Here is a 26,183-nt window from a genome sequence, read left to right on the forward strand (position 1 = left end):
ACGGGCGTGTGTGAATCCGCGCACAAGCGGCTACCGACCGGTAGTGGCCGAGAAGTCGCGACCCGTACGGTCTCCGCAGGTAGGGGCGACCGTATGGGCCGCGTCAGCGTTCGGGCCCTTCGCGTCAAGGCTTCATCGGCGTTTGACCGCTCAGTCACGCCCTGGTAACACCAATCAGTGACGCTGGAACTACCGCACGTAGGGCCTTACCCAGAGGCCTGGCGGCGGCCCAGCCACTGGCCCCCACCGCACGACGCTGTGCCAGCGAGAGCCACTCGTAGCGTTCCCCCGTTCACCATCGCTTCTCGGATCTCGGAGGGCATCACATGCAGGCCGCGCCCGTACGCGCCACCGCCATTCCGTCCGTCACCGACGCGCTGCGCGCCGTCGAGTCGCTGCTCATGCGCGGCGGCCAGCGCACCGCCCGCCGCAACGCCTGGACCTCCGTGCTCGAGGACCGGCGCCGCGCGAAGGACCGGGTCGAGGCCCAGCGCGTACTGGAAGAGGCAGGAGCAACCCGCACGTCGTAGCAGCCCGCGGGGACACGTAGACTCAGGGCATGGCGAGGAAGGAAACCACCGCGGCGGACGCCGCGGCGAACCCGGGGCGACTCAAGCAGATCGCCCTCACGTACAAGATGACCCGGCGGACCGACTCCAAGATCGGTCTCGTCATCGCAGCTGTGGGAATCGTCACCTTCGGTGTCTTCCTCGCGATCGGCCTCTGGATCGACCACCCCGTTTATCTCGGCATCCTGGGCTTCGTGCTCGCCTTCCTCGCGATGGCGATCGTCTTCGGGCGCCGCGCCGAGCGGGCGGCCTTCGGTCAGATGGAGGGCCAGCCCGGCGCGGCCGCCGCGGTGCTCGACAAGATCGGCCGCGGCTGGACGACGACCCCCGCGGTCGCGATGAACCGCAGCCAGGACGTGGTGCACCGGACCGTCGGCAAGGCGGGCATCGTCCTCGTCGCCGAGGGCAACCCGAACCGCGTGAAGCCGCTGCTGGCCGCCGAGAAGAAGAAGATGGCCCGCATCGTCGCGGACGTCCCCGTGCACGACGTCATCGTCGGCACCGGCGAGGGCCAGGTCGAGCTGAAGAAGCTGCGCACGACGCTCCTGAAGCTCCCCCGCGTCCTCCAGGGCCCCCAGGTGACGGCGACCAACGACCGCCTGAAGGCGATGGGCGACCTCATGAGCAACATGCCCCTGCCGAAGGGGCCGATGCCGAAGGGTGTGAAGGGCGTACGCCCGCCCAAGGCGCCCCGACGATGAGTTCTGGCCTCACCTTCCCTGTCATCTCCATGGATGGCAGGGGGTGAGGCTCAGCTATTGGTTCCCCTTCGCACCCTTCCAGCGCCGCTAGAGCCGCCTCCCAGCGCCCGGACTTGAGCCACCTCCTCCAGTGGCCCCGGAGTCCCGTAGAGCCACACCTGGCGTCCAGTTCAGTCCACGTGGCGCCCGTGCGAGCCTTCTCCAAGAACGCTTCCAGCACGACACGCGGCGCGAGCCCTCCCTTCTGCCGAGGCCGCGTCCCGCCATCTGGGAACGCCTCCGCCACGCGAGACCACGCCTCCTCTTCCATGGTCGGCACAAGACGCTCCCTCTCGTGGAACCAGGTCGCCACCGGGCAAGCCAAACCCCTGTGCATCGGCGGGGGTGGACCAAGCAACCTGATCTTGATGTCGAGCAGGTCGTACAGCTCGGCGATCTCGTCCGCGCTCAGATTCCGCAGCCGACCTTGAGCCAAGCAAACCAGCTCGTCGAGGCTCGCCGATCGCACCTCAACATCTACGGCCTCTACTTGCGCAGCGGCAGCTTCCGCACGCTCACGCTCTAGGTATTCCAATTCCTCTTGGAGTGACGCCAGAGCCTTTTCGACTGCGGATTCCGCAGCATTTCCGGAAAGCCCTCTACGCACTACCTCTTTCGCGCTCAAGGAACGCGCAATGTCGATCGCCGCACATTGCTCTGCGATCTTTCGATCCAGCTCAAACAGCCGGGCAGTAGAATCCACCGCCTCTTCTTCGTCCTGCCCTGCCCAATCACTAGCTAGTTTCTTGAGTCTTCCTCTATCCCCTAAGAGCCCGAATAACTGACTCCAAGCCCAACGCTCGATTCCGTCTGCGTCGAGTTGCGAACAGTCGCACACCGACGCGCCCGGGAAAGCGGCACTCTTCCCCTTGCAGCGATAGTGCACGGTGGAAAGAGCGCTGGCGCTCGCCCCGACATAATGCTTTCCGCACAGACTACGAAGGCGACTGGACAGCGGGTAAGGACGCTGGGACACGGCAGGTTTCCGATGGGACTTTGTGGCAGCCCTCCGAAGTTCCGTCACTTCATCCGGCGTAAACATGGGCGGCAATGGGATAGTGACACTCTTTCCCCAAACTGGTTGACCGTCTGGCCCGAGTATCGCACGGCGTTCACTGCGAAATACGTAGCGTGCATTGAGGAAATCCTCATCCATAAGGCGGGATCGGATATTTGCTCCTGTCCACGGCACCCCGGAGCGCGTCATGAAACCTTCCGCATTGAGGTAGAGTGCGACCGTGTCCCATACCCCTTTCACCCGGACTGCAATCTCTCTCGCGAAACGGAGTACGGGTGCCTCATGAATTACGGAACATGGGTCAGTGCGGCTGCACGCCGAGCCACCATCACAGTCATCTAGGACGAGAGCCTGTTCGCCTTTACGCCCCTGGTTTTCGATGCGGTATCCGTATCGCGCGACCCCGCCGGGAAATTCTCCTAGCTCAGCCTTCCTCTGGATTCCTCCTTGCGTCCTCATCCGGATCTTCTTCAGTTCCCTGAAGTCTTCAGTGGCTCTTTCCTGCATACGCGCTTCACCGTCTTCGGTTGTATTGTCGATATCTTCATCGACAACCGCCACGAAGACGCCGAGGTCTTGCAGGGTCCAAACCCATTCCCAGAAGATTCGATTCCGCCGCCCAATAGCCCGCGTCTCGTACACCACAACCACATCAAAGGGGCGCGGCCTCTGGCAGGCCAGAGTCATGATCCGAGCGGCATCCTTACGTTGACGCCAAGGCAGCTTGCCGCTCTCGCCCTCATCCTTAAAGGTCTCTACGTGCGCCCATCGCTTGTCCGCTATGAAGGCGGCCGTCCGCGCACCCGTGTAGGCGATCCCGTACCCCTTCTTCTGCTGATCAGTAGAGACCCGCAAGTAGTCGACGGCTCGAAGCGGCGATTGCGTGGCTTGAGCTGCGATCTCGATGGCAGCTGTGACAGACTTCCCCATGTCACTCCTCCCAGAGTGGCCAGACCCCGGAGCGTTGCACCGCTGCCGGGGTCACCTATGCGGTCACTCGAATGTAGAGGATGATCGCCGGAATCCAAATAGGATTTCCAATATTCGGCGATGCGCCGCCTCCGATCCTGGCTCAGCCGTCTCCTCCCACACAACACGAAGATCAGGATCTCCGCGATTTCGATCTTGACTGTGCTTCAACTTCGCTCGCTCATCATCATCTGGCAACAGGTCTTCACTCGGCAATGAATCCAACGAATAGTGTTTACTCCTTTCGTATTCGATAGTCAAAATTCCCCCGAGTGATGCGCTACCCCGGCAGCCAATTCGGCTTCAGCTAAGGAATGGCCGACCCCGACGTACCGCCAGGCAGATTCTGTGACCGTTTCTTTGGCCTCCTCATCGAGATGGCTAGTGCCGGTTTGGTGGTCTGCGCGTGCTGCCCGCAGCTGCCCGTACGTGGTGGAGTAGCGGCGGGATTTGGTGAGTACGTGGCCCCGGTATCCGAGGGTGTGTGTCCAGGCGCGCAGGTTGAGGGATGCGAGTTCGGGCAGTGCTCCGAGGCGCCAGCAGGTAGCCATGAGGGCGCGTAGGTGAGCATTCACGGGCGCGTGGTGGATGCTCGCGTAATGCGTGATCCGGTAGTCGACTCCGCCCGCGTCACCGACGCTCTTGGAGACGTATTTGGCGATGTATGCCGCAACGGCGTCATCCGTGACGGCAGTTGTGGAATCCAGGGCCGTGGTGATGGGGTGCACGTCCAGTTGGGTGCCGAAGCGGATCAGCCGTTCGCCGGTGGCAGGTGAGTAGGGCGAGTGGACGTGGGCGGAGTCTGCAGCCTCCCGTACGGCCTGTTCCAGGAGTTCGGCAGTCGCCCATGCCGAGGGCGGTGTGCTGGGTCCGTTGGGGCCGTCCACGCGGATGACGGCATGGAAGTGAACGGCTCCGCGTCGCTGGAATTCCGCGACTTTGGCGAAGGAGAGCACCAGGTGTTCCCGCAGCCGGGTTTGGGCGATGCCCGCCAGGGTGGCCAGGCGCCGCCGGACAGCGTGGCAGAAGCGATTCCAGAGCCGTCCGGCGCAGGCGTGCCAGAGGACGTGTCCGGTGTGGTCGTAGCAGTCGGGGCACAGCGGCTGACCCACCAACGGTGCGCGGCTGTCGTGGCGTTGGTGGCAGGCGAGGGGGCGCCCGTGCTCGCAGCGCGCTGCCGGGTCTTGGGGCTTGCAGGGGCCCGTGTCGCTGGCGCGGTGCACGGCACCGAAGCCGGGGGGTGTGAGGGTGAGGAAGAGCCGGGGGTGGAGCTGTACCCGCTCGCTGACTCCCTTGCCGCCCTGGAGGCCGGAGCGGACCAGGTGGTAGGTGTCGCCCGCGTGCTGGCGGGAGCAGGGCTCGCAGCGGCTCTGGCGCCGGTTGCGGCAGCGGACGGGCATCCGGCCGCCGGGCTCGTCGGCGGTGGTGTAGTGGCGCAGCACGGCGCCGGTGGCCGCGTCGCGCACGGTGGTGTGCCCGGACAGGTAGACGGGGCGGGCGCAGCCGCCGGTGGCCTTGATCTGGTCGAGCCAGCGGGGGAAGCCGGGCTCGTGGGCGAGGCGGATCAAGTCGCGGTCGATGGAGGGCAGGCGGCGCAGTCGCTCGGCATCGTCCAGTGCCGAGCGCCGCGCCGCCGGGTCGGTGGGATAGGCGCGCATGCGGGGGACCTCTCTGTGTGGGAATGGGTGCGGTCGTCGTCATGTCAGCTCCTTTGAGGAATCGCTCTGTGGCGAGGAGGAGTGATGCGCCAGCGCGCGGTGTATCCGGTCAGCGGGTGGCCGGAAGCGGAAGTGCATTGCTGCCGTAGGGAGTTCCGCATTCATAGGGGATGTAGCCGGAGATGGTGACGCGGTCATGCCCGCGCACGATCTCTCCGCGCGTGTACCAGGCGCGTTCGCTGCGGTGGTAGGTGAATTGGGTGTAGGTGAACGCGTCACCGCGATAGGCGACGCCGCGCGCTAACGCGTTCGCTGCGGGTTGGGATCTGACTTTGACCGCCGAGCACCCGACTTCCGTGACGCCGCTTTCGGTCGGCGTGGCCGGGTGCGTCGAGGACGAGACCAGCCCGCCGAGGGCCGTGATCAGGCTCATCACGGCGTAGAGGAGGCTCCGGGCGAGGTACACCAGCAGGTGATCCATGATGGTCCTTCCAGCTGAGGGCCGCAGAGGCCGGATGTTGATCTTGGGTTGGGGCCGGCTGCCGGGCCGGTGATCTTGGTCGTGGGCGGGGTGCCCGCTCTCAGCCGAAGACCCCGTTGCCGACCGCGAGGACGAACAGCCAGATGGGATAGCCGAGCGGGGTCATAGCCAGCAGGAAACCGCCTAGTGCGATGAGCAGGACCTGATGGATTTTGAGTTCGCGGGAGCGCGCCAGCATGAACGCGTAGAACATCAGGAACGCGTCGACCACATACAGATTTGAGTGCGTCATTCCGTCCGTCCTCCTTCCGCAGGCTCGGGGTAGAGGCCGGAAAGGAACACCCGAAGGGGTGGGCCGGTGGCCGCGATTTCCGCCCGCTCCTCCGGTGAAATCAGATGGGAGCGGGCACGGGTCCAGCGCCCTTGCATCGCGACGACGCACACGCCTTGCTCGTTTTCCGTGATGCTCTGCGCGACCACGACCGCGTCTTTGTTGATATCGCCGAGCGTCATTTCGGCGGAGGCTTCATCGTGGGCCCGGTGGGCGACGCGTCCGCCGAGCTGCGCCCGCAGCGAGGTGACCCGGGTGCCGAGATCGGAGCCGACACGCTGCCCGGCGACCACCAGGTGTACGCCCAGGGCGGCACCGAGTTGGGCGATCCGCAGCAGCAGCGTCCCGCACCGCTCAGCGGCCTCCCGCTCCGAGCGGGAACCGTCGGTCAGGTACAGCTCGGCGATCTCGTCGACGAGGAGCACCAGCGGCACGGGGCGGCTCTTCTCCGGCAGGTCCCAGATCGAGCGCGCTCCCGCGTCCCGGCACACTCGCGTGCGTTCCTTGATCTCCCGCACCAGCCGTTCCAGCAGCGCGACCGCCTCACGCCGACTGGTGGCCAGCAGGGTCAGCCGCCGCCCGAAAGGGCCCAGCTCCATGCCGCCCTTGCAGTCGAGACCCAGCAGCGCGACCGGCTGTGGAGTCAGGGCACGCACCAGCGCCGCCAGCAGCGTTGACTTCCCGCTCTGCGTTGCCCCGGTGATCATCCAGTGCGGCGTACGCCGGAAGTCGATCACGAAGGCCACGCCGTCCTCGCACCAGCCGACATCCGCCGACAGCAGCTCCCCGGTGCACTCTGCGGCAGGCAGCTGACCCGTCAGCGGATCAACGGCCGTGATGGTGAGCAGCACATGCCCCCGCCGGGGCGAGGTCACGTGGACGTGGTGGACCCGCCATGCGTGCTCCATGGCCCGCGCCGCGGCGTAGTAGGGGGCGGGGGTCTGCCCGGGGTGCATCACCACCCGCACCGTGAGGCCGCGCCGCGTCGGCAGGGGCCAGCTCAGCCGGGGCACCGAGGGCCGCAGCGCCCGGCCCTCCACCACGGTCCCCTTGCCGATCACCCTCTGGTGGGAGGCGCGCAGGCTCACGGCCAGGCTGGTGACCTGGCACAGCCGCCGCCAGCTGAAGACGATCCGCACGGCCGTCTGCGGGTAGCCGACCAGCCACCACCGCACCGGCAGCTCGCGCACGTCCAGGCCCCGGGCCGCCAAGCGTGGCTGCCACCAGCGGCGCGTGAGCCAGCCGAGACCGGCCAGGCCGAGGAGCACCCACACGATCACAGGAGGCATCACGCCTCCCCGTCGCCGGGCTCGTTGCTGCGCATCCGGTCATAGATCACCCGGGAGCGCGCTGCGGCGAGCCCCGCGTGATGCTCCGTCAGTTCCAGCAGGAACAGCAGGGTGGGGATGTCCGTGATCGCAGCGAGCAGCGCTTCGTTGCCGACCAGGATGCGCATCTCCCGCAGCAGCGCGCCAAACTCGCCATCCTGGCCCAGCGAGGCATCCTGGCTGAGGGCATCTGTGCCAGTGATCGCGCGGAGTTCGGCCGCCATCCGCTCAGCCTCCGTGGCCACGCCGACCGCGCAGGGGTCCTTGCAGGCGTAGACCTGCGTTTCGGTCGCCGGGTCACGGCCCACCATCGCCATGGCCGCCCCCTCAGACATCAGGTCAGCGCCGCACACCACACACGCCATACCGGACGCCTGGGCGCTCGACAGATGCCAGAAGTACCGGTCCATCAGCTCTCACCGCCGCCCGACTTGCCACCGCGCACGGAGCCGCCGGAGCCGCCGCCGGACGGGCCGCCCGCCGACACGGGGGTGATCGCCTCAGCCCGCCACGTCGTCCCGGACCGGCCGTCCATGGCCCACTCGTTCGCCCACAGGTCCGTGATCTTGACCTCGGCGCCCTCCTTCACACCCTGCGGCTGCACGCTGGTCACCACAGTGATCACGTCCGCGCGGCGCGTCTCGCGCTGCCGGACAGAGATCCCGGTCGTCCACAGCGTCCGGCCCTCCCGGTCGCGGCGCACCGCCCCATCGGGAGTCATCCGGGCCTCGGGGGCGATCACACAGCGCATGACGCCGAGGCGGGCGGTATCAATCGGTTTGGTCTGCACAGGAGTTCCTCTCAACTTGACTCATCAGTTCACCACTCATCCGAATGAGTGGTGAATAGAGTCACCCCCTATGCGGTTCACGGTCAACCCCATATCCTGCCGGTGGGGAGCTTTACGCACTGACAAGATCATCAACCGACCGCCGAAGGGTAGCGGCATGGCCACCGAACGCCAGCACATCGCACGACCCGACCCGCTATACGTGCATGTTGCACGCAAACTGGCCGAAGAGATCAAGGAGGGGAAGTACCAGCCCGGCGACCTCCTGCCGTCCGAGAACGCCATGGTCCAGATGTACGGCATTGCCAAGGCCACGGTCCGCTCGGCCATCGCCGAGCTGCGCGGCATGGGACTCATCGAGGTCCGCCAAGGCAAGGGCGCCACCGTGCTGGACCGCAACCGCAGCCGGGCCACGTACCGCGTGGACCGGTCCGTCTACCGCAGCGGGAAGACCTGGCAGCTGCCGGATCTCACCGAGGCGGAGGCGCCCGCCGTGTCCCGCACCACGCTGACCGGCGACATGGGCGACCTGTTGCGGCAGCGGGACCAGGACGCGTTCAGCGTCGACCGCACGTTCCGGGACCCGCAGACCGCCGCCCGCGTCGCGCACCGCACCATCATCCCGCTCGCCACGGCCGCCGAGGTACCCGCTCTCGCCCAGGCGCCGGACGCCCCGCTCGCCGAGGTCTACGCGCACCTGGCCGAGGGGCGCACGCTCACCATCACCGAGCACATCACCGCCCGCCTGCCCTACCCGGACGAGCGCGCCTCCCTCGCCCTGACCGACCCCGGGCCGCTCATGGTCACCTACCGGATCATCAGCGACGCCGACACCGACTGTCCGTTGATCTGCGAGGAGCTGCGTGCCCCGGCCGCCAGCACCCGCGTGACCTTCCATCTGGCCCCGACCCGGCGCCCGGCAGCGAAGAAGACGCCCCCGAAGTCGGCGTAACTTTTCTCTACTTCCTCAAGGGCGCGCCCTGCGGGCGCGCCGGGCGGCTCCGGCCGCTCCGGACGGGCATGCGGCCTCCGGCCGGTCCCGCCCGGACGTCCGGGCCGCCCGACCCCCTTGCATCATGATCACGAAGAGGCCTCCGCGGGGGCCTCTTTTTGATCTTCAACGGCGCCGCGGCGACAGCTAGTTGATCTTGGGCGGGGGTCGGCTGGAGGTTGATGATCTTCGCCTACGGGTCGGGGCGTTCCTCACGCCTCCGGCGCTGCGGTACGACCGACGAGGGGTGCGCGCTCCATGGCGTCCGCCGACCGCAGGGGCCCAAGGCGCCGGTGGCGTGGCCGGGCCCGTCCGTGGTGCACGGGACCTCCCTGCGGCCGCCGTTCGTCCGCGCCGCCGTCGTGGCTGGCTTTCGGTGGCTCAGGTTCAGAACGGGCGATGATCAGAGGAAGGTTGGGAGTGTGACGCGCGTAGGCCAACAGCCGGATCCGGGCAACTCTCAGACTGCCAGGGAGGTTTGGCGCAACACGCGCGCCCTAGCGCGTGCAGGTGCGCGCGTGCTCCTCCGCAGCGGCGCGGGCGGGTCCGGCGCCCGTGATCCGGATGAGCCCGGGGCAGCCTTCGCAGCGAATGAACTCCCCATCCCGCTCCCTCTGGATCCGCACCCGCGAGCCCCGCCGGGTCTGCCACTCGTTGTGCCGCATGATCTCTCCTCTCAGCTCTCGCCTAAGCCGGTCTGCCCGCCGTGCGCCCACAGCGCCAGCACCTCGGCAACCCGGGCAGCCCCGTTCGGGCACATCCACACCACCGCCTCACCTCGGGCGTCCGCGTGCGGCGTGGCCCGCACGTCGCCTTCCAGCCCGCACAAAGCGGCCGCAGCGTTCACCGCATCCGCCGCCGCGCGCGCCTCCACCCACCCCGCCACGTAATCCACGTCGGGCACCCAGAGGCCGTCATCTGGACCGCCGTTGCCAATTCCCGAATTGTTCACCACTGCAAATCTCTCCCTGCACGAGCAAATCAACTCCCGGGTCAGAGTCCGACAACCCCCCGCGACCGTAAGGCGATTGGAAAGCGCCAATCGAGCGGCCGAGTCTCGCGCGATGTTCAGTAGTGCACTCCCGATGGTATCCACCGCGACTGTTCTGGATTGCCAAGACACGAAAATATTCAAAAATGCCGTGGGAATATCTAGCGCCACACTGGCCACAAACCCGTCAAAGCGGCCCCCTCTCCGCAAACCACGCGAAGAGGGGGCCCACTCAGACCGCGCCGGACCTCAGTACAGGTACGCCGCCGTCACCCAGCCGCGATACCCGGAGGGCAGCCCGTAGGCCGAGCCGCCCCGCAGGGTCACCCGGTGCCAGATCTGCCCCCGCGCATCCTGCTTCGCGCCGACCAGCTTGACCCGGTCCCCCTTCGCCAGCATGCCCAGGATCCGGTACTGGGTCCCCGGACCGGTGCGCAGCCGGAGGCCGTTCACCGTCGCCCGGGCGATCTCACCGCGCTGTAACCCGTCGGCGCCCGCCGCAGCCGCAGCCGCAGCAGTCCCCGCAGGCCCCGGCACCGGGACCGGTGTTCGCACCGCCGCCGAAGGTCCGTGCTGCGTGGACGGGACGTCCGGCATGGCCGACGCCGCCGACACACCCACCATGCCGACGCCGACCGCCACCGCCGCCGCCAGCGCCATCCCGCGAATCTTGCGTGCCATCTGAAAACTCCTTCAGGTCGAGGCGAGCAGCCAACCCATCGGTCAACCACTCATCCGAATGAGTTTCCAGACTTGCGCCCCATCTGGTCATGGGTCAACCACTTATCCGAATGAGTGGCATGCCAGGCCTCACCCTCACGACAGGAAGCCCCCGTTCCGCATTCGGAACAGGGGCTTCAAGGGTTAGCGACTTAACGTCGCATAAGGGGTATCTCATCCCATTGCGGGAGTTGAGCGAACAAGTGCGCGTGATCCGCGCATGAGGAGAGGGTGTCCCCCGCTCCTCCGCTCGCACTCTGCGTAGAGCCGATCGCCACGGGCGCGGTAGTCCAGTGCCCGCAGACAGTGAACACGCGCTCCGGCCCCGAGCGCTCACCGGCATCTGTGCTGCCGCTCATGCGATCACCGCCGAGGCGAGCCCGGATGGCACGTAGCCGCACCAGTCGTAGCCCAACTCAGAGAAGGCGAGGGCGACTTGTCGCAGCCTCACGCGCTCCCGCTCGTCTATGCCTATGCCGGATGGCTCCGCCTCCTGTTGGCGGGCACGCTCAGAACGCGGCGGCCGGATGTGCTCTCGTTGCCGACCGCGTCGCCTGAAGGCAAGCGGCATGGTCGCTTCGGCCCGGAAGAGAGCTTGCGCCTCCTCCTTGGTCGGGCACGTCCAGGGCCGGGACCATGGGGCCACGTAGACGGGACCGTGCACTAGCGGGTTGTGTGCGGCTAAGAACTCCTCCGAGTGACGGCCGGGCCCGTCGGGGCGTCGAGCCCCTGGTAGCCGGTCCAGCACCCATCCGAAGGCTTTGGCGATAGCATCGCGCATGGTCGATTCAGCTCCTAGTCAGCTGTGTCGGCAAGCCCCGGCGGATCGGGCCTAATCGATCCCTCGGGGCGCTTCATCCGCCAACGGAGATCACTCCGCTGACGACGGTGGATCTACGCGGGCGCCTCTTCCAGCGCCTTGCAGACCTCATGGACGGTCGGTCGGTCTTCCGACACGGGACGCAGCATGTCGACGATCAGCCGCCCCAGCGCACCCGCCACGTTCACCGGTCGGTGCGGCCCAAGCGCCACCGCCTGACGCTGTACAGCGCGCGGTGCGTCATCGGGGTACTCCACATGGCGCCACCCGGTGGCCGCCATGAACAGCGACGCTCCCAGCGCGTAGACGTCCGCAGACTGTGTCGGCTCCGCCTCCCCGTACTCCAGGACTTGCCGGGCGATCTCCGGGCTCTCGTAGTGCACGAGACAGCCCCGGTACGGGAAGTCGACCCGCTGCGGGATCTCAGCGCCTCGCGCCAGCGCGAGATCAATCAGCACGGCCTGTACGGGGTCCTGGCGCACGATGAAGTGAGCAGGCTGCACGTCACCGTGCACGTACCCCTTGTCGTGCAGTGTGGCGAGAACCCGCGCACAAGCCAGAGCATCACGAGCCGGAGGAGCCACGACGCGCTCACGGGACCGGAGGGACGTCCACAGGACTTGCAGGCTGACTCCGTCATGCCACGGCTGCACGTTCCAGGTTCCGCGCTCCCACTTGCCGTACACGGCCACGTCGCACCCCAGCTCCTGAAGCACCGCGCCCTCCCGTGCCGGAGCCAGAGCAGGCCACTCCGCAGCCTCCCACTCGTCGGTAGCCGTGATCGGGTATCCGAGCTTCACCGCGTACTCAGCCAGGCTCGTACGCACATGCCATACGGTCGAGCCGCGCCGATGGAGCACCAGCGTGCTGGACTCCGCTTGCAGCAGGTGAGCCACGGGCGCCGGGATGGGGTAAGGGTCGTTCACTGGAGATCCTTTCAACAGGGCAGAGCCGATCCGTTACAGCCCCGGATCGGCTCTGCCGCTAGCGCGCCACTAGCGCGGACAGATCACTTGCCGTAGGGGCGTCCGCAGTCCGCATCACACTGCGCAGCGTTCTCCCCGTTCACGGTCCACAGGTCATCCAAGACCACGAAGCCAGCCGCCTTGAGAGCGCGCGCCGACGCGGTGACGTCCTCCACCGTGCGGCAGCCCGCGCCGATCGCGGGGGTGTGGTGCAGGAAGTGACCCGCGTGACTCTGGCAGAACTTGGCGTACTCCCGCGTGTGCAGGATGAACGCATGTAGGCCCAAGTCCACGTCATCGCTCGGGACCATCCGCTGGGTCGTCGCAGCGGTGTAGACGAACGCGAACGCTTGATCAGCTATCCGCTGCGCACGCTCCATCGACTGCCCACTGTGGACGTGGACGAAGTGGGCGACGCTGCGGGCAAGTTCCTCGCTCACGAGCGAGGAGCCCGTGCGGAGTTCGGTCGCTGTTGCGGTCATTGCACGTTCCCTCCTAGGTGGAGTGGTGCACCTTGCGAACCGCCCCCGCCGCCCAGCCTCACCAGTCGGGGGAAGCAGGCCAGAGCCAAGACGACAGGGACGGAACCGATGGACGGTGAGCCCCCGACAAGCAGCACCCCTTGCAGCAGAGTCGGGGGCTAACCGCTGGCCCGGCAGCCCCGATGTCAGAGTCAGGGCCATAGGGCCGGGCCATACCGCGCCCATCCCTGATGCACGGGACGAAGACGGACGCGGGGGCCTTGCTGGCTCCGCCCTGCCGACCGTCCCCCGAAGCGGGGTCCGGGCAGAAAGGGCGCGGCGCGGAGGGCGGAGCCACCCGTTCGGTTGCGCCCCGCCGACAGGGCGCAAGCGAACGGAGTTTCGGTTACGGCGGATGCGCCGCGGCGATATCTGTGGGTGCCATGTGCTCTGCTCCGAATCGAGCGGCGGCGAGTTCGACACCAAGACAACTCCCGTGCGGGCAAAGGGAGTAGCGTCTGAGGGGGTGGTAAACCTTGGCACTTCTGACCGGAGCCAAAGGAGCAGCGTGCAGCGATGACGAACCCGAACGGAAGACTCCGCGACATGCTCACTCGCTCCGGGATGAGCCAAGCCGAGCTGGCTCGGCGAGTACAGGCCCGAGCCAAGGACATCGGACATGTTCAGGTCAGCCCGGATGCCAGCAGCGTCCGGCGCTGGATGGACGGCATGACCCCACGGGCCCCGCTACCCGTGATCATCGCGGATGTCCTCTCCGCTCGCCTCGGCCGCCGCATCACTACGTACGACGTTGGCCTAGGAGACCCGCCAGACCTTGACCGTTCGCTGACGTACCACGCATCGTGGGCAGAAACTGTCGAGGCCGTGACCGAACTCGGGAGAGCGGATATGGATCGCAGGAAATTCCTGGCAGCAACGCCGTTCGCAGTGGGAGCCGGTATCGGCCCATCGCGTGACTGGCTTTTGAGCACTCTCGACCAGGCCCCGGAACCCACGAGCAGTGAACGCCTCCGACTTGAAGACGTCACGAAGGTTCGCAACATGTTTGGCGCATTCCAAGAGATTGACGTCATGCAAGGCGGGGGTAGTGGGCGTGATCTGCTCAAGAAGTACATGAACGAGCACGTCTATCCGCTGTTGCGGCAGGCCTACTCCAAAAAGGTCTATCGCGCCCTCACTGCCGCCATCTGTGAGCAGACCTACTTGCTTGGATGGATGGCATTCGATAATGGAGAGCATTCGGCCGCGCATCGGTACTTGATTCAAAGCCTTCGGATGGCTGACGAGTCACACGATGCAGCACTAGGTGCCCACGTCTTGGCAGGCATGGCCGACCAAGCGACACTCACCGGGAACCCGGAAGAGGGGCGAAGGCTAGCGCAGACGGGGCGTCACGGCCTCGCCAAAGTCGATGCGCCGTCGTGTCGCGCAGACCTTTGGGTCCTGGAAGCACGCGCCCTGGCAGCCCTTGGAGACAAGGCGGGCACCGCGCGAGCAGTGCTGAATTCCGAGAAGGAATTTTCACGTGCGGAATCCGAAAAGGATAAGCCCGCGTGGGCGAAATTCATTGATGGAGCCTACCTCCATGGAGAAATCGCCAACGCCTTCCGCGACTTGGAGCAACCGGAGCGGGCAGCCGAGCATGCAACGCGCTCCATCGAATATGCCAAGAAGCAGAATCGAGCGCGGCGCGGAGCGATGTCACAGGCCGCGTTGGCCGTCACGCACCTACAGCGAAAGGATCTAGAGGCCGCTCACTCTGCGAGCGTGAAGACAATTGATCTCGCCCGACAGGTGAAGTCCTCCCGTGCCGTGGAAGCACTGCAAGATGTGCAGCGGCGGATGGTCCCCTTCGGCGCACACCCTCTCGTCGCAGATATCAACGAGCGGGCCCGCGCCCTCTTGGCTGTGTAGCGACGTATGCGGCATCTCTCGATGCGCCCGAAGGGACACCGTCCCCAGCTTCTGCCCGTAGGCTTCACGCGGGTCAACGACTGGCCCCACAATGATCAAGGGCGGTCCCCCGGCAGGTACCGCCCTTGATCCACGCATTACCCCAGGTGAGACCCTACGAGCGCAGAGTGAACGCAAATGCTACCTGCGTGAACAGTCCCGAAGGGGCCGATGCCGAAGAACGTGCGCATGCCGCGCGGTCCGAAGGCGCGCTAGCGCGTCGTACCCGTATACGTCGATGGGGCGGCCGGAACCCAGCAGGTTCCGGCCGCCCCATCGACGTATGTCCGAAGACCGCCGCGGCTGTGAGCCAACGCGTGTCTGTCTGAAGTCTCTGAAGGCGCTGAGGGCCGCGTCCCAGAAGCCCGGGGCGGCGGGTGGCGGGGAGCCGCCCGGGCAGCGGGGAGCTAGCCGCGCACCTGCACGGCGCGGGCCAGGCGGTCGTGGAGGCCGCGGCCGTCGCGGTCCCAGATGATGGCGGGGATGCCCAGGCAGAGCAGCACGCTGCGCACCACCACGCGGCCGATGCCGAGGCGGCCGCCGCCCTCGGCGATGACGCGCAGGCCGAAGAGCCGCTTGCCGGGCGTGCAGCCGACCGTGCCGACGGTCAGGACGCTCATCACGAAGAGCAGGCCGAGCGCCCAGTTGCCCGCCGCCTGCGCGTTGTCCCGCGCGAACAGGCCGTACGCGATGACCATGACCAGGGCCCAGTCGACGGCGATCGCCCCGATCCTGCGCCCCGGCCGCGCAATCGAACCCGGGCCCTCCTCGGGCAGGCCGAGCTGCTCTCCCCGGTATCCGAAGTCGACGCCCGCGTCCTCCGCTGCCGCGCGGGGGCCGGAGAGCCACGATCCGATTGCTTGCCTGTTGTCCACCCGTCCACGGTACTGCGCCCGATCGCGTACGGGTCCTGGCGGGGTCCCGGTGGGGTCCTGATGGGAGCCGGGCAGGAGGGCGTCGGCGGGGTCCGGGGCGGGCCGGGGCACCCCCGCCCGGTTAACTTCGGCGAAACAAACGGGTCACGCTTGAGAAATGCCCCCTCCCTATGGTCGGGTCCAGCGTGTGCCACCGCACTGGCCGCACGACCGAGCTGCAACCCCGCTCCTCCTTGGGCGGGAGTAGGAGGAGCTGGATGTTCCAGAACGCCGACGACGCCAAGAAGTTCCTCGCGGATGAGGACGTGAAGTTCGTAGACGTCCGCTTCTGCGACCTGCCGGGTGTGATGCAGCACTTCACGGTGCCGGCCGAGGCGTTCGACCCCACGGAGGAGCTGGCCTTCGACGGCTCCTCCATCCGCGGCTTCCAGGCCATCCACGAGTCCGACATGGCGCTGCGCGCCGACCTGTCGACGGCCCGCGTGGACCCCTTCCGCCGCGACAAGACGCTGAACGTCAACTTCTTCATCCACGACCCGATCACGGGCGAGCAGTACTCCCGCGACCCGCGCAACGTCGCCAAGAAGGCCGAGGCCTACCTCGCCTCCACCGGCATCGCGGACACCGCGTACTTCGGCCCCGAGGCCGAGTTCTACGTCTTCGACTCGGTGCGCTTCGAGACCTCCGCCAACCGCTCGATGTACGAGATCGACTCCGAGGCGGGCGCCTGGAACACCGGCGCGGTCGAGAACAACCGTGGCTACAAGGTCCGCTACAAGGGCGGCTACTTCCCGGCCCCGCCGGTCGACCACTTCGCCGACCTGCGCGCCGAGATCTCCCTGGAGCTGGACAAGCAGGGCCTGAAGGTCGAGCGCCAGCACCACGAGGTGGGCACGGCAGGCCAGGCCGAGATCAACTACAAGTTCAACACGCTGCTCGCCGCGGCCGACGACCTGATGCTCTTCAAGTACATCGTGAAGAACGTCGCCTGGCGCAACGGCAAGACCGCGACCTTCATGCCGAAGCCGATCTTCGGTGACAACGGCTCGGGCATGCACGTCCACCAGTCCCTGTGGACCGGCGGCGAGCCCCTCTTCTACGACGAGCAGGGCTACGCGGGCCTCTCGGACACCGCCCGCTACTACATCGGCGGCATCCTCAAGCACGCCCCGTCCCTCCTCGCCTTCACCAACCCGACGGTGAACTCGTACCACCGCCTGGTCCCCGGTTTCGAGGCCCCGGTCAACCTGGTCTACTCGCAGCGCAACCGCTCCGCCGCGATGCGCATCCCGATCACGGGCTCCAACCCGAAGGCCAAGCGCGTCGAGTTCCGCGCGCCCGACCCGTCCTCGAACCCGTACCTGGCGTTCTCCGCCCTCCTGCTCGCAGGCCTGGACGGCGTCAAGAACAAGATCGAGCCGGCCGAGCCGATCGACAAGGACCTCTACGAGCTCGCCCCCGAGGAGCACGCGGGCGTCCCCCAGGTCCCCACCTCCCTCCCCGCGGTCCTCGACGCCCTCGAGGCGGACAACGAGTACCTCCAGGCCGGCGGCGTCTTCACCTCCGACCTCATCGAGACCTGGATCGACTACAAGCGCACGAACGAGATCGCCCCGATCCAGCTGCGGCCGCACCCGCACGAGTTCGAGCTCTACTTCGACATCTAGGAGGCGAGGCTCCGCCCGCGGACGCGGACAGCGGCGAGCCAGCGTTCTCCCATGCGGAGAGGCGGGGGCCGGGGGGGGGGGGGCTCCGGGCCCCCCCCCCCCCCGGGGGGGGGTTTTTCTCTTTCTCCCGGTTTTTTTTGTGTGCGCTCGTGTCCGCGACGGTGTTCAGCCACGGGGCTTCCGCCGTGCCGATTCCCGGAATGCACTGTCCCAGCGCTGACAACAGGCGCGGGTAGCCCATGAGAACGATGCGCGCGTGAGGCGCTCGCTTGTGGATTTCGTTGAGCGTCTTGGCGATGCGTGGACGGATCTCGTCGTGGAGCCACTTCGGAGCCCAGTCCTTCAGCGGTCCGGTCTCTCCGTCGGTGCCGGCACCGGTGTCCGGGTTCTTGTTGCCCATCGACGAGTTCTGGCACAGGCCCAGGGACTTGAACACGCACTGCTTGAACACATCGGTGAACCGGGCGTCGTTACCGCCGATCGACAAGGTGACCAGGGTGGTGTTGTTGTCGAGGTAGCCGGTGTCGATCTGTTTGCCCTCGCCCATCTGGTCCTTGCTCAGGATGTGGTAGTGACGCGCGCCCGAGCAGGCGACGAGATGGTAGTCCAGCTGTGGGTCTAGGTCGTCGGCCAGCTCGCCGATGGACCTCGTCTGGCCCGGGAGGGCCGCCTGCCGCGACCACGCGTACCTGGAACGGTGGCAGCTGTCGGTGGCCTTCTCGTTGAGCTTGTCGTAGTGGTCGCTCTCCGGGTAGAAGTCCTTGCCTCCCGCCTCGGAGGCGCCTTCGCCCGAGGAGTAGGAGTCGCCCATGGCGACGACGGCGTTCTTCGGCTTGCCGGGGAGGGGTTGGAAGGCGATCGAGCCCCAGGCGATGTCCTCGTCGGCGGTCCCGTCCTGCGTGGTGTTGGACAGTTCGACCTGCGGTGTTCCCGTGAACTGGAACACGCCGAGGCTGACCCACCGGTCCGCGCGCTGTGTCACGAGCCGCTTGGGGCTGGTGGTGTCCGCGTTGTGCACGACGTAGGCGGCCTGCCGGGTCTGTGCACCGGTGTCGGGCAGGTGCACCAGGACCCGCGCCCAGTCGAGCTTGTGTCCGAGCGTCCACTTGCCCTTGATCGTCATCCGGTTGTCGTCGCCGCCGAGGTTGTCCTCGTTACGCGTGTGGGAGTACCAGAAGTGGCCGCCGTGGCCGCCGCCGATCGAGTGCAGGTCGGCCTTGGCCTCGTACCGCTGGTCCGAGTCGGGAAGGAAGGTGAACTCGAACGAGCCCTTCGACGAGGCCCTCCCGCAACTGGACCACGTGTCCGTGTCGTTGGGGATGGAAGTGACGACCTCGGCGCCCTTCGGGGCGGCGGCGCACACCGGCTCACCGTTCTTCAGCCGGTAACCACGTCCGGGCTCGGAGCGCAGCGTGTCGTACTTGATGTTCTCGCGCCCGCACTGCTGGTCACAGTTGGCCTTCCACGTCGCGTTGTCCTCCGCCCACCAGAACTGCCGGTAGCAGGCTTCGTCCGGGCAGTCCTTGGGGTTGGCCGAGTCGCAGTTGTTCTTCTTGTTGCAGAAGGTGTCCAGTGGCGGGCTGACACGGGAGCGGTCAGCGGCGTTGAGCCACCAGGCGGGCCGGAAGCCGGCGGAAGAGAACCCGGATTCGTCCTTCCAGTCCTGACGGCCGTCCGTGCCGTAGGAGAAGCCGGTGTCGATGGACCAGGCGGACCAGCCCATCACCTTCTCCTCGTAGGGCCAGTACTGCGGGTGCGCCGCGTCGCGGATGTTGTCCTGGCTGAGGCTGACGTCCATGAAGGGGTGGTCCCACGCGCCCTTCTTGTACATGGGGTTGGCGGGGTTGTTGTACCAGCCCAGGCCCCAGTGACCGCCGTTCTTCGAGGCATCGGACTTCGGGTTGAAGCCGAGGTTGTAGTTCCAGGCGGCGGTGAACCAGTTCTCCACGCGGGAGGGGTCGTCGTTGTTGACCGTGATCTTCTGACCGTCGGCGTGCACCTCGTTCCACTTGTCGGCGAGGATCTTCATGGAGGCCGCGATGTTGGTCGCGTAGTCGACGGCGACGGCCTTCTGCAGCTTCGGGTCGAGGCTCGTCTCGCCCTCCTTCTCGCGCCCCTTCAGGCGCATGCCGTCGGTGACCTGCCCGACGCCGTAGCCGCAGTCGGACTTCTCCCAGTTGATGCGCCAGTAGCCGAGCAGGGTGTCCTTCTTGTTGTGGCCGTAGTAGCCGTCCACCGCGGCCAGCGGGTTGCCCATCTGGCCGGGGATCGCGCCGGACTCCGCCTGCCACAGGTTGGACTCCTGCGCCATGATGCCGAGCAGGACGTTGGCGGGGATGCGGCCTCCTCCGATCAGCTTCGGCAGGGGGAACAGTCCCTGCGGGTCGATCGAGCCGAGTCCTGCCTGGCCGCGGTAGCCGTCCTGACGGATCCACTTGTCGCGCAGCTCGCCGCGGACGGCCATGTCCACCGCCCATTCGACCTGGTTCGGCGTCGGCTGCAGTGCCTGAGCGCTCATGTCGTTGCGGGAGACCGAGCACCAGCGGTCGGTGTCACGGGGATCGTGGGAGTCGGGCGCGGACGCTGCGGCCAGCGCCCGCGGCCGGGTGGCACCGGTCAACGCGGGCGAGAGACCGTTTCCGCCGTGCGACCGCTCCGAGGTGACCTGCTGCTCGACCGTGCGTCCCGTCACCGTGGCGGTCGAGGTGACGGTGATCGGCGCGTTCCCGTCGGCCGTGCCGGGAGCCCGCCCGGAGCGGGCGCGCACCCCCGCCGCGGGTTCGTCCGCCTTGTCGAAACCCTTTCCGGCCGACTGGATACGGGTCAGTCCGGCCCGGACGCCGGGGGTGAGGACGGGGTTGACGGCGAGGTGGCCGTGGGAGGAGACGTCGGTGTCGGCAGGCGCGTCGAGCTTGGTGATGCCGCTCCCTTCCGTCTTCGTGTCCTCGGGGTCGCCCGTGAGGAAGGCGCGCCCTTGCGCACCGGAGGTGAGCTCGAGGTCGCCGAGGCGCCCGGTGGCGACCGTGCGCGGCTCGCCGTGGCCGTCATAGACCTTCGCCCGCGCCGTCTTCGTGCCCTTGCGGTCCACGAAGCCGATACGTCCGCCCGTCATGGGTCGGATGTCGAAGGGGATGCTGGCGCCCTGGGCGAGACGGCGGACCCCGCCCTTGTCGTTGATGTGAACGAGTCCGCGGCCGAGGCCCGCGACCACGCCGTCCTTCACCGGGACGGCCGAGGACACCTGCCCTCGCAGCTCGCCCGTCGTGGTCACCGTCCTGCCGCCCGTGTCCACCGTGACGACGCGCGTCTTCACCTTCGACGCGTCGTTCATGTCGCGGTACTGGGTGAAGGCGGCGGTGTGCGTGGTGGTGTTACAGGAGGGGTCGAAGTAGGCGAGGGTGGCGGTGAACGGCAGTTTCGTCACCTCGCCGCTCCTGGTGTTAACGATCGCCGTGAACGCGCCGCCCTGCATCAGGTCGGGCTTGTTCGTGAACGCCCGGGGAGCGTAGACGGCCGCGACGTGGGAGTCATCCATGACGCACTGGTTGCCGATCCACGAGTCGGCGGGCATCCCGGGCTCCGAGAGGGTCGCGACGGCCTTCCAGGCGTACGCCTTGGACTCGTCGGCGACGAGGATCCTGAAGCCCTCGGCGTCGGCCGCGCCGGTCACGGCCCGATCCTCGCTGTTCTTCCAGCCCTTGCCGAGATCGGTGTCCGGGCTCGGCATCGAGCGGGGTGCCTCGGGCCGCTTGGGTCCGGCGGCCGCGTCGCGGATCGCGGACGGTGGGGGGTGGGACTCGCTGGCGAGTGCCTGGGACACCAGGGGCGCGCTCACCATCAGCGTGGCCGTGGTGAGGAGCAGCGGTGTCCGCAGGCGCTTCGACACACTGTGACGGCGTATCAAAACAGACCTTACCTAGTTGTTGCGTGAGACGACGCCGATCAACTCGCCCGATGTGAGCGGTCGGTTCGCGAGCCGTGCGCGTCGAGGAGCACGGCCGGGACGACCTCTCGCCCCGAAGAACCGGAGCGGGTGGCGGGCGGAGCCGCGCGGGAGGTCAGCCGACCGCGGCGGCGAGGACGGCGCCGGAGGACGGCTTTCGCGACCGGGCCGGAGACAGCGCCGGAGCGCCGCGCCTCGGGACGCGCGCGGCACCCGTGCCGTGATCGGGGGCGGCGGGGGCATCCGCGTGAACCGTGTCCGGTGGGTCGTGGACGACTCACCGGACGTGTCCAGCGGAAGTGCCTCATGCGCGCCCGCGGTGCCGACGGCGGCCGGAGGAGCGCGTCATCCGTTCGTCTGGGCGTAGTTGCACGCCGTGACCGCGTCGGCGTACCTGACGCCCGTGCCCTCGAGCCCGAACCGGCACGACTGGTAGTTGATGGCCTTTTCCAGATCGCTGTTGAAGTGCCCGCCCGTGGCGCAGAAGTCACTTCTCTCACTGGTGGGCGCATAGTTCTTGCTCTGCAAGTACCTGACGCAGGAAGCCGACACCGCCGAAGCGGATTCGGCCGCCATGAGAGAGGCCGTGGAGGCCGCTACGAGAATGCCGACGGAAGTCACCGCGCTCGCAATCTTTGCGTTCATTTTGTTCCTCTCAACGATCTTGGGTTGTGTCATCACATACGGGGGCCGCGAGCCCTCAACAGGCTTCCGACCAGGGGAAGCGCGACAGGCATGCCGTCGCGCGGGAAAGCGGTGAGCGCTATTCCCGCGAGGCACTCACCCGTGCCGTGTCGTCGCGGCCCGCATCCACTCTCCGCGTATCCGAAACCGTGATCAAGACCAAGATCATCTACGATCGGTGCGCCAAACTCACCAACCAACGACGACAGGGGGACAGACGGTGGAACGGCATGAGATGGAGGCTTTCTTGGCACTGGCCGAGGAACTCCACTTCCGCCGCACCTCGGAACGGCTCGGCCTGGCCCAGGGCCGGGTCAGCCAGACCATCCAGAAGCTGGAACGCCGCATCGGTGCACCACTGTTCGAGCGCACCAGCCGCAAGGTGGCCCTGACCCCGGTGGGTGAGAAGCTCCGTGACGACCTGCTCCCCGCCTACCAGCAGGTACGACGGGCCCTCGCGGACGCCGCGGCCGCCGCGCGGTGCACGCGCGGTGTGCTGAGGGTGGGCTACTCCAGCCCCATGGCGGCCGAACTCGTCCTCAAGGCCTCCGACAAGCTCTCCGCCCGCTGTCCAGGCTCGGAGGTCCAGATCCAGGAGATCCAGCTCTCCGACCCCTTGGGTCCGATCCGCAGCGGGCAGGTGCACGTGCAGATCACCGAACTCCCCATCGACGAGCCCGACATGACCGTCGGTCCCGTCCTCATCTCCGAGGAACGCAGGCTCCTGGTCCACCACGAGCACCCGTTCACCCGCGCAGCCGAGGTGACCTTGGAAGAGCTGGCCGCCACCACGCTCATCACCTTCGCCGAGACCATCCCCCGGTACTGGCGGGATTACCACTGGCCCCGCCGAACCCCCTCCGGCCTGCCCATCCCCCAACGCACGGCCGGTTACTGGCAGGAGGCGCTGGCCATGGTCGGCGCAGGCAGGGGCGTCACCTTCGCGTCCGCGCAAGCCGAGCGGTACTACGCTCGCCCCGACATCGCCTGGCTGCCCTTCCCCCAGCTCCCCCGCATCGAGTACGCCCCCATCCGACCCCGCGACGGCGACGGTCCGCTCGTACGGGAATTCCTCCAGGCCGTCGCCGAGGTGGCCCTGGACGGTAGCGGCCGGGGCTCACCGGGCAGAGGGCAGGGTGCTGGCCAAGCACGGAGCAGCTCTCAGAGCGGGCGCCCCCCGATGCAGCCACCGATGGCCTTGTACAGGCTGTGAACGTGTTGCGTGAGGCCAGCGATCAGGCTGCCCTCTCCCGTACCCTCGCGGCTTCGTTCTTCCTTGAGATGGGGGACTCAGCCGGGAAGCGCTCGGCAGCCGCGCATCTCCGATCGGCCCTCAGGGGGCAACCGGCTGGTGGGCGCGAGTGACTGCTCACTGAGCATCGGCCAAGTGGCCTTCGGCTGTCAGCCGAGGGCGTCGGCGGGCGGGGCCGTTTCCGTCGGCGCGGCCGGGGTGTGGCGTGGCGGGCCGGTGATTTCGTTCACGATCTCCAGGAAGGGGGCCACCAGGGGGTTCTTGCCCGCGGTCGGCCACATGAGGCCGTACTCGATGGGCGGGGCGTCGTGGAACGGTACGAAGACCATGCCGGGGCGCCGGTGGAACGCCTCGGCCCGGCGGGAGACCGTGCTGACGCCGACGCCGTTGGCGATGTGCACGAGGGCTTCGGGCCAGAAGGTGACCGCCGGGCCCTGCGGGATCTTCCGGCCTGACGGGGTCGTGCGGGGGAAGTAGCGGTCCATCCAATAGCGGGGTATCTGCGCGTCGTTGAGGGTGACCAGCGTGGTGTCGGCCAGGTCCTCCATCGACACCGAGTCCCGCCGGGCGAAGGGGTGGCCGGACGGGACCATGAGTGCCCGCGGCTCCGAGAAGACGAGTGCGCCGGTGGTGATGTCCGGTTCGCGGACGGGGAACTCGGTGAGCTGGAGGTCGATGGTGCCCGCGCGCATCCCGCCGAGCGGATCGCACAGCTGCACCTCCGTGAGCTCGACGTCGCAGTCCGGATGGCGCACGCGGAACCGGTCCGCCGCCTGGACCATGAGGTTCCCGCACCACGCCGCCGACCAGCCGACCCGCACGACTCCCTTGACGCGCACGCCGCGGCCCACCGCGATGGCCTGGGCGAGTCCTGCGCTGATCTGCTCGTAGGCGGGCAGCAGGTCGTCACGCAGCTGGCGGCCGACGTCGGTGAGGGCCACCTTGCGGCTGTTGCGTTCGAACAGCGGCGCACCGATGCGGCGTTCCAGCTTCTGGATGGTCTGGCTGATCCGGCCGGTCGTCACGTGCAGGCGCTCGGCCGTACGGCCGAAATGCAGCTCCTCGGCCAGCGTCAGGAACGCTTCCAGCTCCAGTCGCTCCAGCATGTCCGCCGCCCCCGTCCTCAGCGCCGCCTCCGGCGTTTAGCGCTGCTCAACGGAGCATGCCACGCTCCGATCTTGATGGCTCAGCCATTGATCACGGACCCTGATGGGGCCGCGTTCGACGGGCTTCGCGCCGGGTCGAGGCCGTGTCGGACGTCGGTTTCCCGCCAGATCGATCGGAGCCCCACGCGTGAGCGAAGTCGTCGTCCTGATGCACGTCTCCCTTGACGGCGCGGTCACGGATCCACCCTGGGCACGGCCGTCGCGGTACGGCGGGCACGAGAAGTACCAGCTGGGCCAAGTGGCCGCGAGCCGGGCGCTGTTGCTGGGCCGGGTGACGTTCCAGGAGATGGCCGCGGCCTGGCCGTGGCGCGACGCGAAGGAGGAGTACACCAGGCTGGTGGACGCCATGCCGAAGTACGTGGTGTCCACGAGCCTCGAACACGTCCCGTGGAGCGGCGTACTGATCCCCGGTCAGATGGCCGAGCACATCGCGAAGCTGCGCGCCGAGCCGGGCCAGGACCTGCTGGTGCTCGGCGGGGCCGAGCTCGTCGGGCACCTGCTCCGCCTCGGCCTGGTCGACGTGCTCAAGCTGTGCGTCCACCCGGAGACCGTGGGCGCCGGGCGACGCCTGTTCCCGGAGTCCGGCGTTCCGGGCACATGGACACTCACCGGAACCTCGGTGTTCGCGTCCGGGGCCGTCGTCCTGGAGTACCGGGCGCCGGCACGCCCCTGACCGGCCCGACCGCGCCCGCCCTCACGGGGTCGGGGCATCGCCGCACCACCCCACAGGCCCATCACCGCACCATCCCACCGGCCCGTCACCGCACCATCCACCACGGGCCCGCCACCGCGCCCATTCACCGCACCCATGAAAGGGGCACTCCCGTGCGCACGTTGAAGCTCCAGGTACAGGTATCCGTCGACGGCTACACGGCAGGGCCGGACGACGCGATGGACTGGCTGACGTTCCCGTGGCCCGAGGGCCTCTCCGCCCATGTCGCCGCGCTGCGCTACGAACCCCGGCGCGCCTGACCCGCGGACCCGGCACCCGCCACTTCCGCAACCGATCCCCATCCCGTCAGCAGGAAAGCGAGTCACCCATGCGCATCACGATCGGCGAGTTCATCAGCCTCGACGGCGTCGTACAGGCTCCGGGCCACCCGGACGAGGACGGCGACGGCGGCTTCGCCCACGGCGGCTGGTCGCACCCGTTCTTCGACCCGGAGGTGATGGGCCCGGCCCTGGCCGACTGGTCCAAGGACACCGGGGCCATGCTCTACGGCCGCCGCACCTGGCAGGTCATGGCGGCGGCCTGGCCCGGCCAGGCGGGCGACCCGTTCGCCGACCACATGAACAGCGTCGCCAAGTACGTCGTGTCCAGCACCCTCGGCACGGACGACGTGGCGGCCTGGAACAACTCCACGCTCATACCGGGCGACCAGGCGGTCGACCGGATCAAGCAGCTGCGTGCGGCCGAAGGCGGCGACCTGACCGTCCTGGGCAGCGCGTCGCTGTCCCGGACCCTCCTGGCCGAGGGCCTGGTCGACGAACTCCGGCTCATGATCATGCCGGTGCTCCTCGGCGGCGGTAAGTCGATCTACCCGACGGACGGCGTCCTGCGCTCCTTCGAGCTGGTCTCCACGGTCACCAGCGGCACCGGCGTGCACGTGTGCACCTACCGGGCCAAGGACCCGGCGACCGCCGCCGCGTAACCGGCACGCAGCACCTTCGCCCTCTCCCGTGGGCCGGCCGGCGCCGGTGCGCCGACCGGCCCGCCCCGTCCGATGAGTTCCCCGTCGGCCGAGGGTCTTTCCCCGCATACGCCGAACGTTGAAGGACGAAAGGAGTGC

The 26,183-nt window shown here is 67.8% G+C and carries 24 protein-coding genes and 1 pseudogene; 10 read left to right on the plus strand and 15 right to left on the minus strand.

Annotation, left to right across the window (positions count from 1 at the left end; all coding sequences use genetic code 11):
* Window positions 1-326: 326 nt before the first annotated feature.
* The 3 genes from IG74_RS0121590 to IG74_RS53460 all read left to right on the plus strand — a co-directional run bounded on the left by IG74_RS0121590 (window position 327) and on the right by IG74_RS53460 (window position 1,835).
* Window positions 327-530, plus strand: coding sequence for a hypothetical protein (locus IG74_RS0121590; protein WP_030679638.1), 204 nt, complete (start codon window positions 327-329; stop codon window positions 528-530).
* A gap of 29 nt (window positions 531-559) precedes the next feature.
* Window positions 560-1,270, plus strand: coding sequence for a DUF4191 domain-containing protein (locus IG74_RS0121595; RefSeq protein WP_030679641.1), 711 nt, complete (start codon window positions 560-562; stop codon window positions 1,268-1,270).
* Between the two features lie 334 nt (window positions 1,271-1,604).
* A complete protein-coding gene (locus tag IG74_RS53460; RefSeq protein ID WP_234334398.1) occupies window positions 1,605-1,835 on the plus strand; it encodes a hypothetical protein in 231 nt (76 codons plus the stop codon).
* Window positions 1,836-2,756: 921 nt separating this feature from the next.
* On the opposite strand, the pseudogene IG74_RS54710 reads toward IG74_RS53460, so the two are convergent.
* The 7 genes and pseudogenes from IG74_RS54710 to IG74_RS0121635 form a co-directional block, all read right to left on the minus strand.
* Window positions 2,757-3,257 (minus strand): annotated as a pseudogene (locus IG74_RS54710) (recombinase family protein); the annotation flags it as partial.
* A 296-nt stretch (window positions 3,258-3,553) separates the two neighbouring features.
* Entirely contained in the window at window positions 3,554-4,954 is a 1,401-nt protein-coding gene (locus tag IG74_RS0121610) for a replication initiator (protein WP_051855107.1), read from the minus strand.
* A 109-nt stretch (window positions 4,955-5,063) separates the two neighbouring features.
* Entirely contained in the window at window positions 5,064-5,435 is a 372-nt protein-coding gene (locus tag IG74_RS0121615) for a hypothetical protein (protein WP_030679649.1), read from the minus strand.
* 100 nt (window positions 5,436-5,535) lie between these two features.
* The gene (locus IG74_RS46050) at window positions 5,536-5,706 is read right to left on the minus strand and encodes a hypothetical protein (RefSeq protein ID WP_158857715.1); all 171 of its coding nucleotides are present in this window, start codon (window positions 5,704-5,706) and stop codon (window positions 5,536-5,538) included.
* Window positions 5,707-5,723: 17 nt separating this feature from the next.
* Window positions 5,724-7,034 (minus strand): FtsK/SpoIIIE domain-containing protein, encoded by a 1,311-nt coding sequence (locus IG74_RS0121625; protein ID WP_420709928.1) that lies wholly within the window; start codon window positions 7,032-7,034, stop codon window positions 5,724-5,726.
* A gap of 20 nt (window positions 7,035-7,054) precedes the next feature.
* The gene (locus IG74_RS0121630) at window positions 7,055-7,504 is read right to left on the minus strand and encodes a hypothetical protein (protein ID WP_030679652.1); all 450 of its coding nucleotides are present in this window, start codon (window positions 7,502-7,504) and stop codon (window positions 7,055-7,057) included.
* Window positions 7,504-7,884, minus strand: coding sequence for a hypothetical protein (locus tag IG74_RS0121635; protein ID WP_030679654.1), 381 nt, complete (start codon window positions 7,882-7,884; stop codon window positions 7,504-7,506). The genes IG74_RS0121630 and IG74_RS0121635 overlap by 1 nt, the downstream gene beginning before the upstream one ends.
* Before the next feature lie 157 nt (window positions 7,885-8,041).
* Between IG74_RS0121635 and IG74_RS0121640 the strand changes: the two genes are divergently transcribed.
* Window positions 8,042-8,836, plus strand: a complete 795-nt coding sequence (locus IG74_RS0121640) for a GntR family transcriptional regulator (RefSeq protein WP_030679656.1) — start codon at window positions 8,042-8,044, stop codon at window positions 8,834-8,836.
* A 715-nt stretch (window positions 8,837-9,551) separates the two neighbouring features.
* On the opposite strand, the gene IG74_RS46055 is transcribed toward IG74_RS0121640, so the two are convergent.
* The 4 genes from IG74_RS46055 to IG74_RS0121670 form a co-directional block, all read right to left on the minus strand.
* Complete coding sequence (locus tag IG74_RS46055) at window positions 9,552-9,830, minus strand: hypothetical protein (RefSeq protein ID WP_063761278.1); 279 nt, start codon at window positions 9,828-9,830, stop codon at window positions 9,552-9,554.
* A gap of 285 nt (window positions 9,831-10,115) precedes the next feature.
* The gene (locus tag IG74_RS48065; protein ID WP_051855111.1) at window positions 10,116-10,547 is read right to left on the minus strand and encodes an SH3 domain-containing protein; all 432 of its coding nucleotides are present in this window, start codon (window positions 10,545-10,547) and stop codon (window positions 10,116-10,118) included.
* 933 nt (window positions 10,548-11,480) lie between these two features.
* Complete coding sequence (locus IG74_RS0121665; RefSeq protein ID WP_078868936.1) at window positions 11,481-12,332, minus strand: protein kinase domain-containing protein; 852 nt, start codon at window positions 12,330-12,332, stop codon at window positions 11,481-11,483.
* An 83-nt stretch (window positions 12,333-12,415) separates the two neighbouring features.
* Window positions 12,416-12,853 carry a glycine-rich domain-containing protein gene (locus IG74_RS0121670; RefSeq protein ID WP_030679670.1) on the minus strand — a complete coding sequence of 146 codons (438 nt, stop codon included), beginning with the start codon at window positions 12,851-12,853 and terminating at the stop codon, window positions 12,416-12,418.
* A gap of 555 nt (window positions 12,854-13,408) precedes the next feature.
* Here IG74_RS0121670 and IG74_RS49550 point away from each other — a divergent pair.
* Window positions 13,409-14,767, plus strand: a complete 1,359-nt coding sequence (locus IG74_RS49550; RefSeq protein WP_078868937.1) for a transcriptional regulator — start codon at window positions 13,409-13,411, stop codon at window positions 14,765-14,767.
* Window positions 14,768-15,213: 446 nt separating this feature from the next.
* On the opposite strand, the gene IG74_RS0121675 is transcribed toward IG74_RS49550, so the two are convergent.
* On the minus strand, window positions 15,214-15,681 hold the full coding sequence (locus tag IG74_RS0121675) for an RDD family protein (RefSeq protein ID WP_030679674.1): 468 nt from the start codon (window positions 15,679-15,681) through the stop codon (window positions 15,214-15,216).
* 257 nt (window positions 15,682-15,938) lie between these two features.
* Here IG74_RS0121675 and glnA point away from each other — a divergent pair, with 257 nt between their 5' ends.
* Window positions 15,939-17,348, plus strand: coding sequence for a type I glutamate--ammonia ligase (gene glnA / locus IG74_RS0121680; RefSeq protein ID WP_030679677.1), 1,410 nt, complete (start codon window positions 15,939-15,941; stop codon window positions 17,346-17,348).
* Here the strand turns inward: glnA and IG74_RS0121685 are convergent.
* Window positions 17,251-21,234, minus strand: a complete 3,984-nt coding sequence (locus tag IG74_RS0121685) for an SGNH/GDSL hydrolase family protein (protein WP_051855113.1) — start codon at window positions 21,232-21,234, stop codon at window positions 17,251-17,253. The two genes, glnA and IG74_RS0121685, sit on opposite strands and share 98 nt — an antisense overlap.
* Before the next feature lie 402 nt (window positions 21,235-21,636).
* Window positions 21,637-21,936 (minus strand): hypothetical protein, encoded by a 300-nt coding sequence (locus IG74_RS0121690; RefSeq protein WP_030679685.1) that lies wholly within the window; start codon window positions 21,934-21,936, stop codon window positions 21,637-21,639.
* Between the two features lie 274 nt (window positions 21,937-22,210).
* Between IG74_RS0121690 and IG74_RS0121695 the strand changes: the two genes are divergently transcribed.
* A complete protein-coding gene (locus IG74_RS0121695; protein WP_063761279.1) occupies window positions 22,211-23,188 on the plus strand; it encodes a LysR family transcriptional regulator in 978 nt (325 codons plus the stop codon).
* A 188-nt stretch (window positions 23,189-23,376) separates the two neighbouring features.
* Here IG74_RS0121695 and IG74_RS0121700 read toward each other — a convergent pair whose 3' ends face one another.
* Window positions 23,377-24,333 (minus strand): LysR family transcriptional regulator, encoded by a 957-nt coding sequence (locus tag IG74_RS0121700; RefSeq protein WP_051855115.1) that lies wholly within the window; start codon window positions 24,331-24,333, stop codon window positions 23,377-23,379.
* 187 nt (window positions 24,334-24,520) lie between these two features.
* Between IG74_RS0121700 and IG74_RS0121705 the strand changes: the two genes are divergently transcribed.
* The 3 genes from IG74_RS0121705 to IG74_RS0121715 all read left to right on the plus strand — a co-directional run bounded on the left by IG74_RS0121705 (window position 24,521) and on the right by IG74_RS0121715 (window position 26,045).
* Window positions 24,521-25,066: a dihydrofolate reductase family protein gene (locus IG74_RS0121705; RefSeq protein ID WP_030679692.1), complete on the plus strand. Its 546-nt coding sequence runs from the start codon at window positions 24,521-24,523 to the stop codon at window positions 25,064-25,066.
* A 152-nt stretch (window positions 25,067-25,218) separates the two neighbouring features.
* On the plus strand, window positions 25,219-25,365 hold the full coding sequence (locus tag IG74_RS52180; protein ID WP_158857717.1) for a hypothetical protein: 147 nt from the start codon (window positions 25,219-25,221) through the stop codon (window positions 25,363-25,365).
* 68 nt (window positions 25,366-25,433) lie between these two features.
* Window positions 25,434-26,045 (plus strand): dihydrofolate reductase family protein, encoded by a 612-nt coding sequence (locus tag IG74_RS0121715; RefSeq protein ID WP_030679693.1) that lies wholly within the window; start codon window positions 25,434-25,436, stop codon window positions 26,043-26,045.
* Window positions 26,046-26,183: the final 138 nt, after the last annotated feature.

The organism is Streptomyces sp. NRRL B-1347 (assembly GCF_000720325.1).
In the GTDB taxonomy this organism is placed as follows: domain Bacteria; phylum Actinomycetota; class Actinomycetes; order Streptomycetales; family Streptomycetaceae; genus Streptomyces.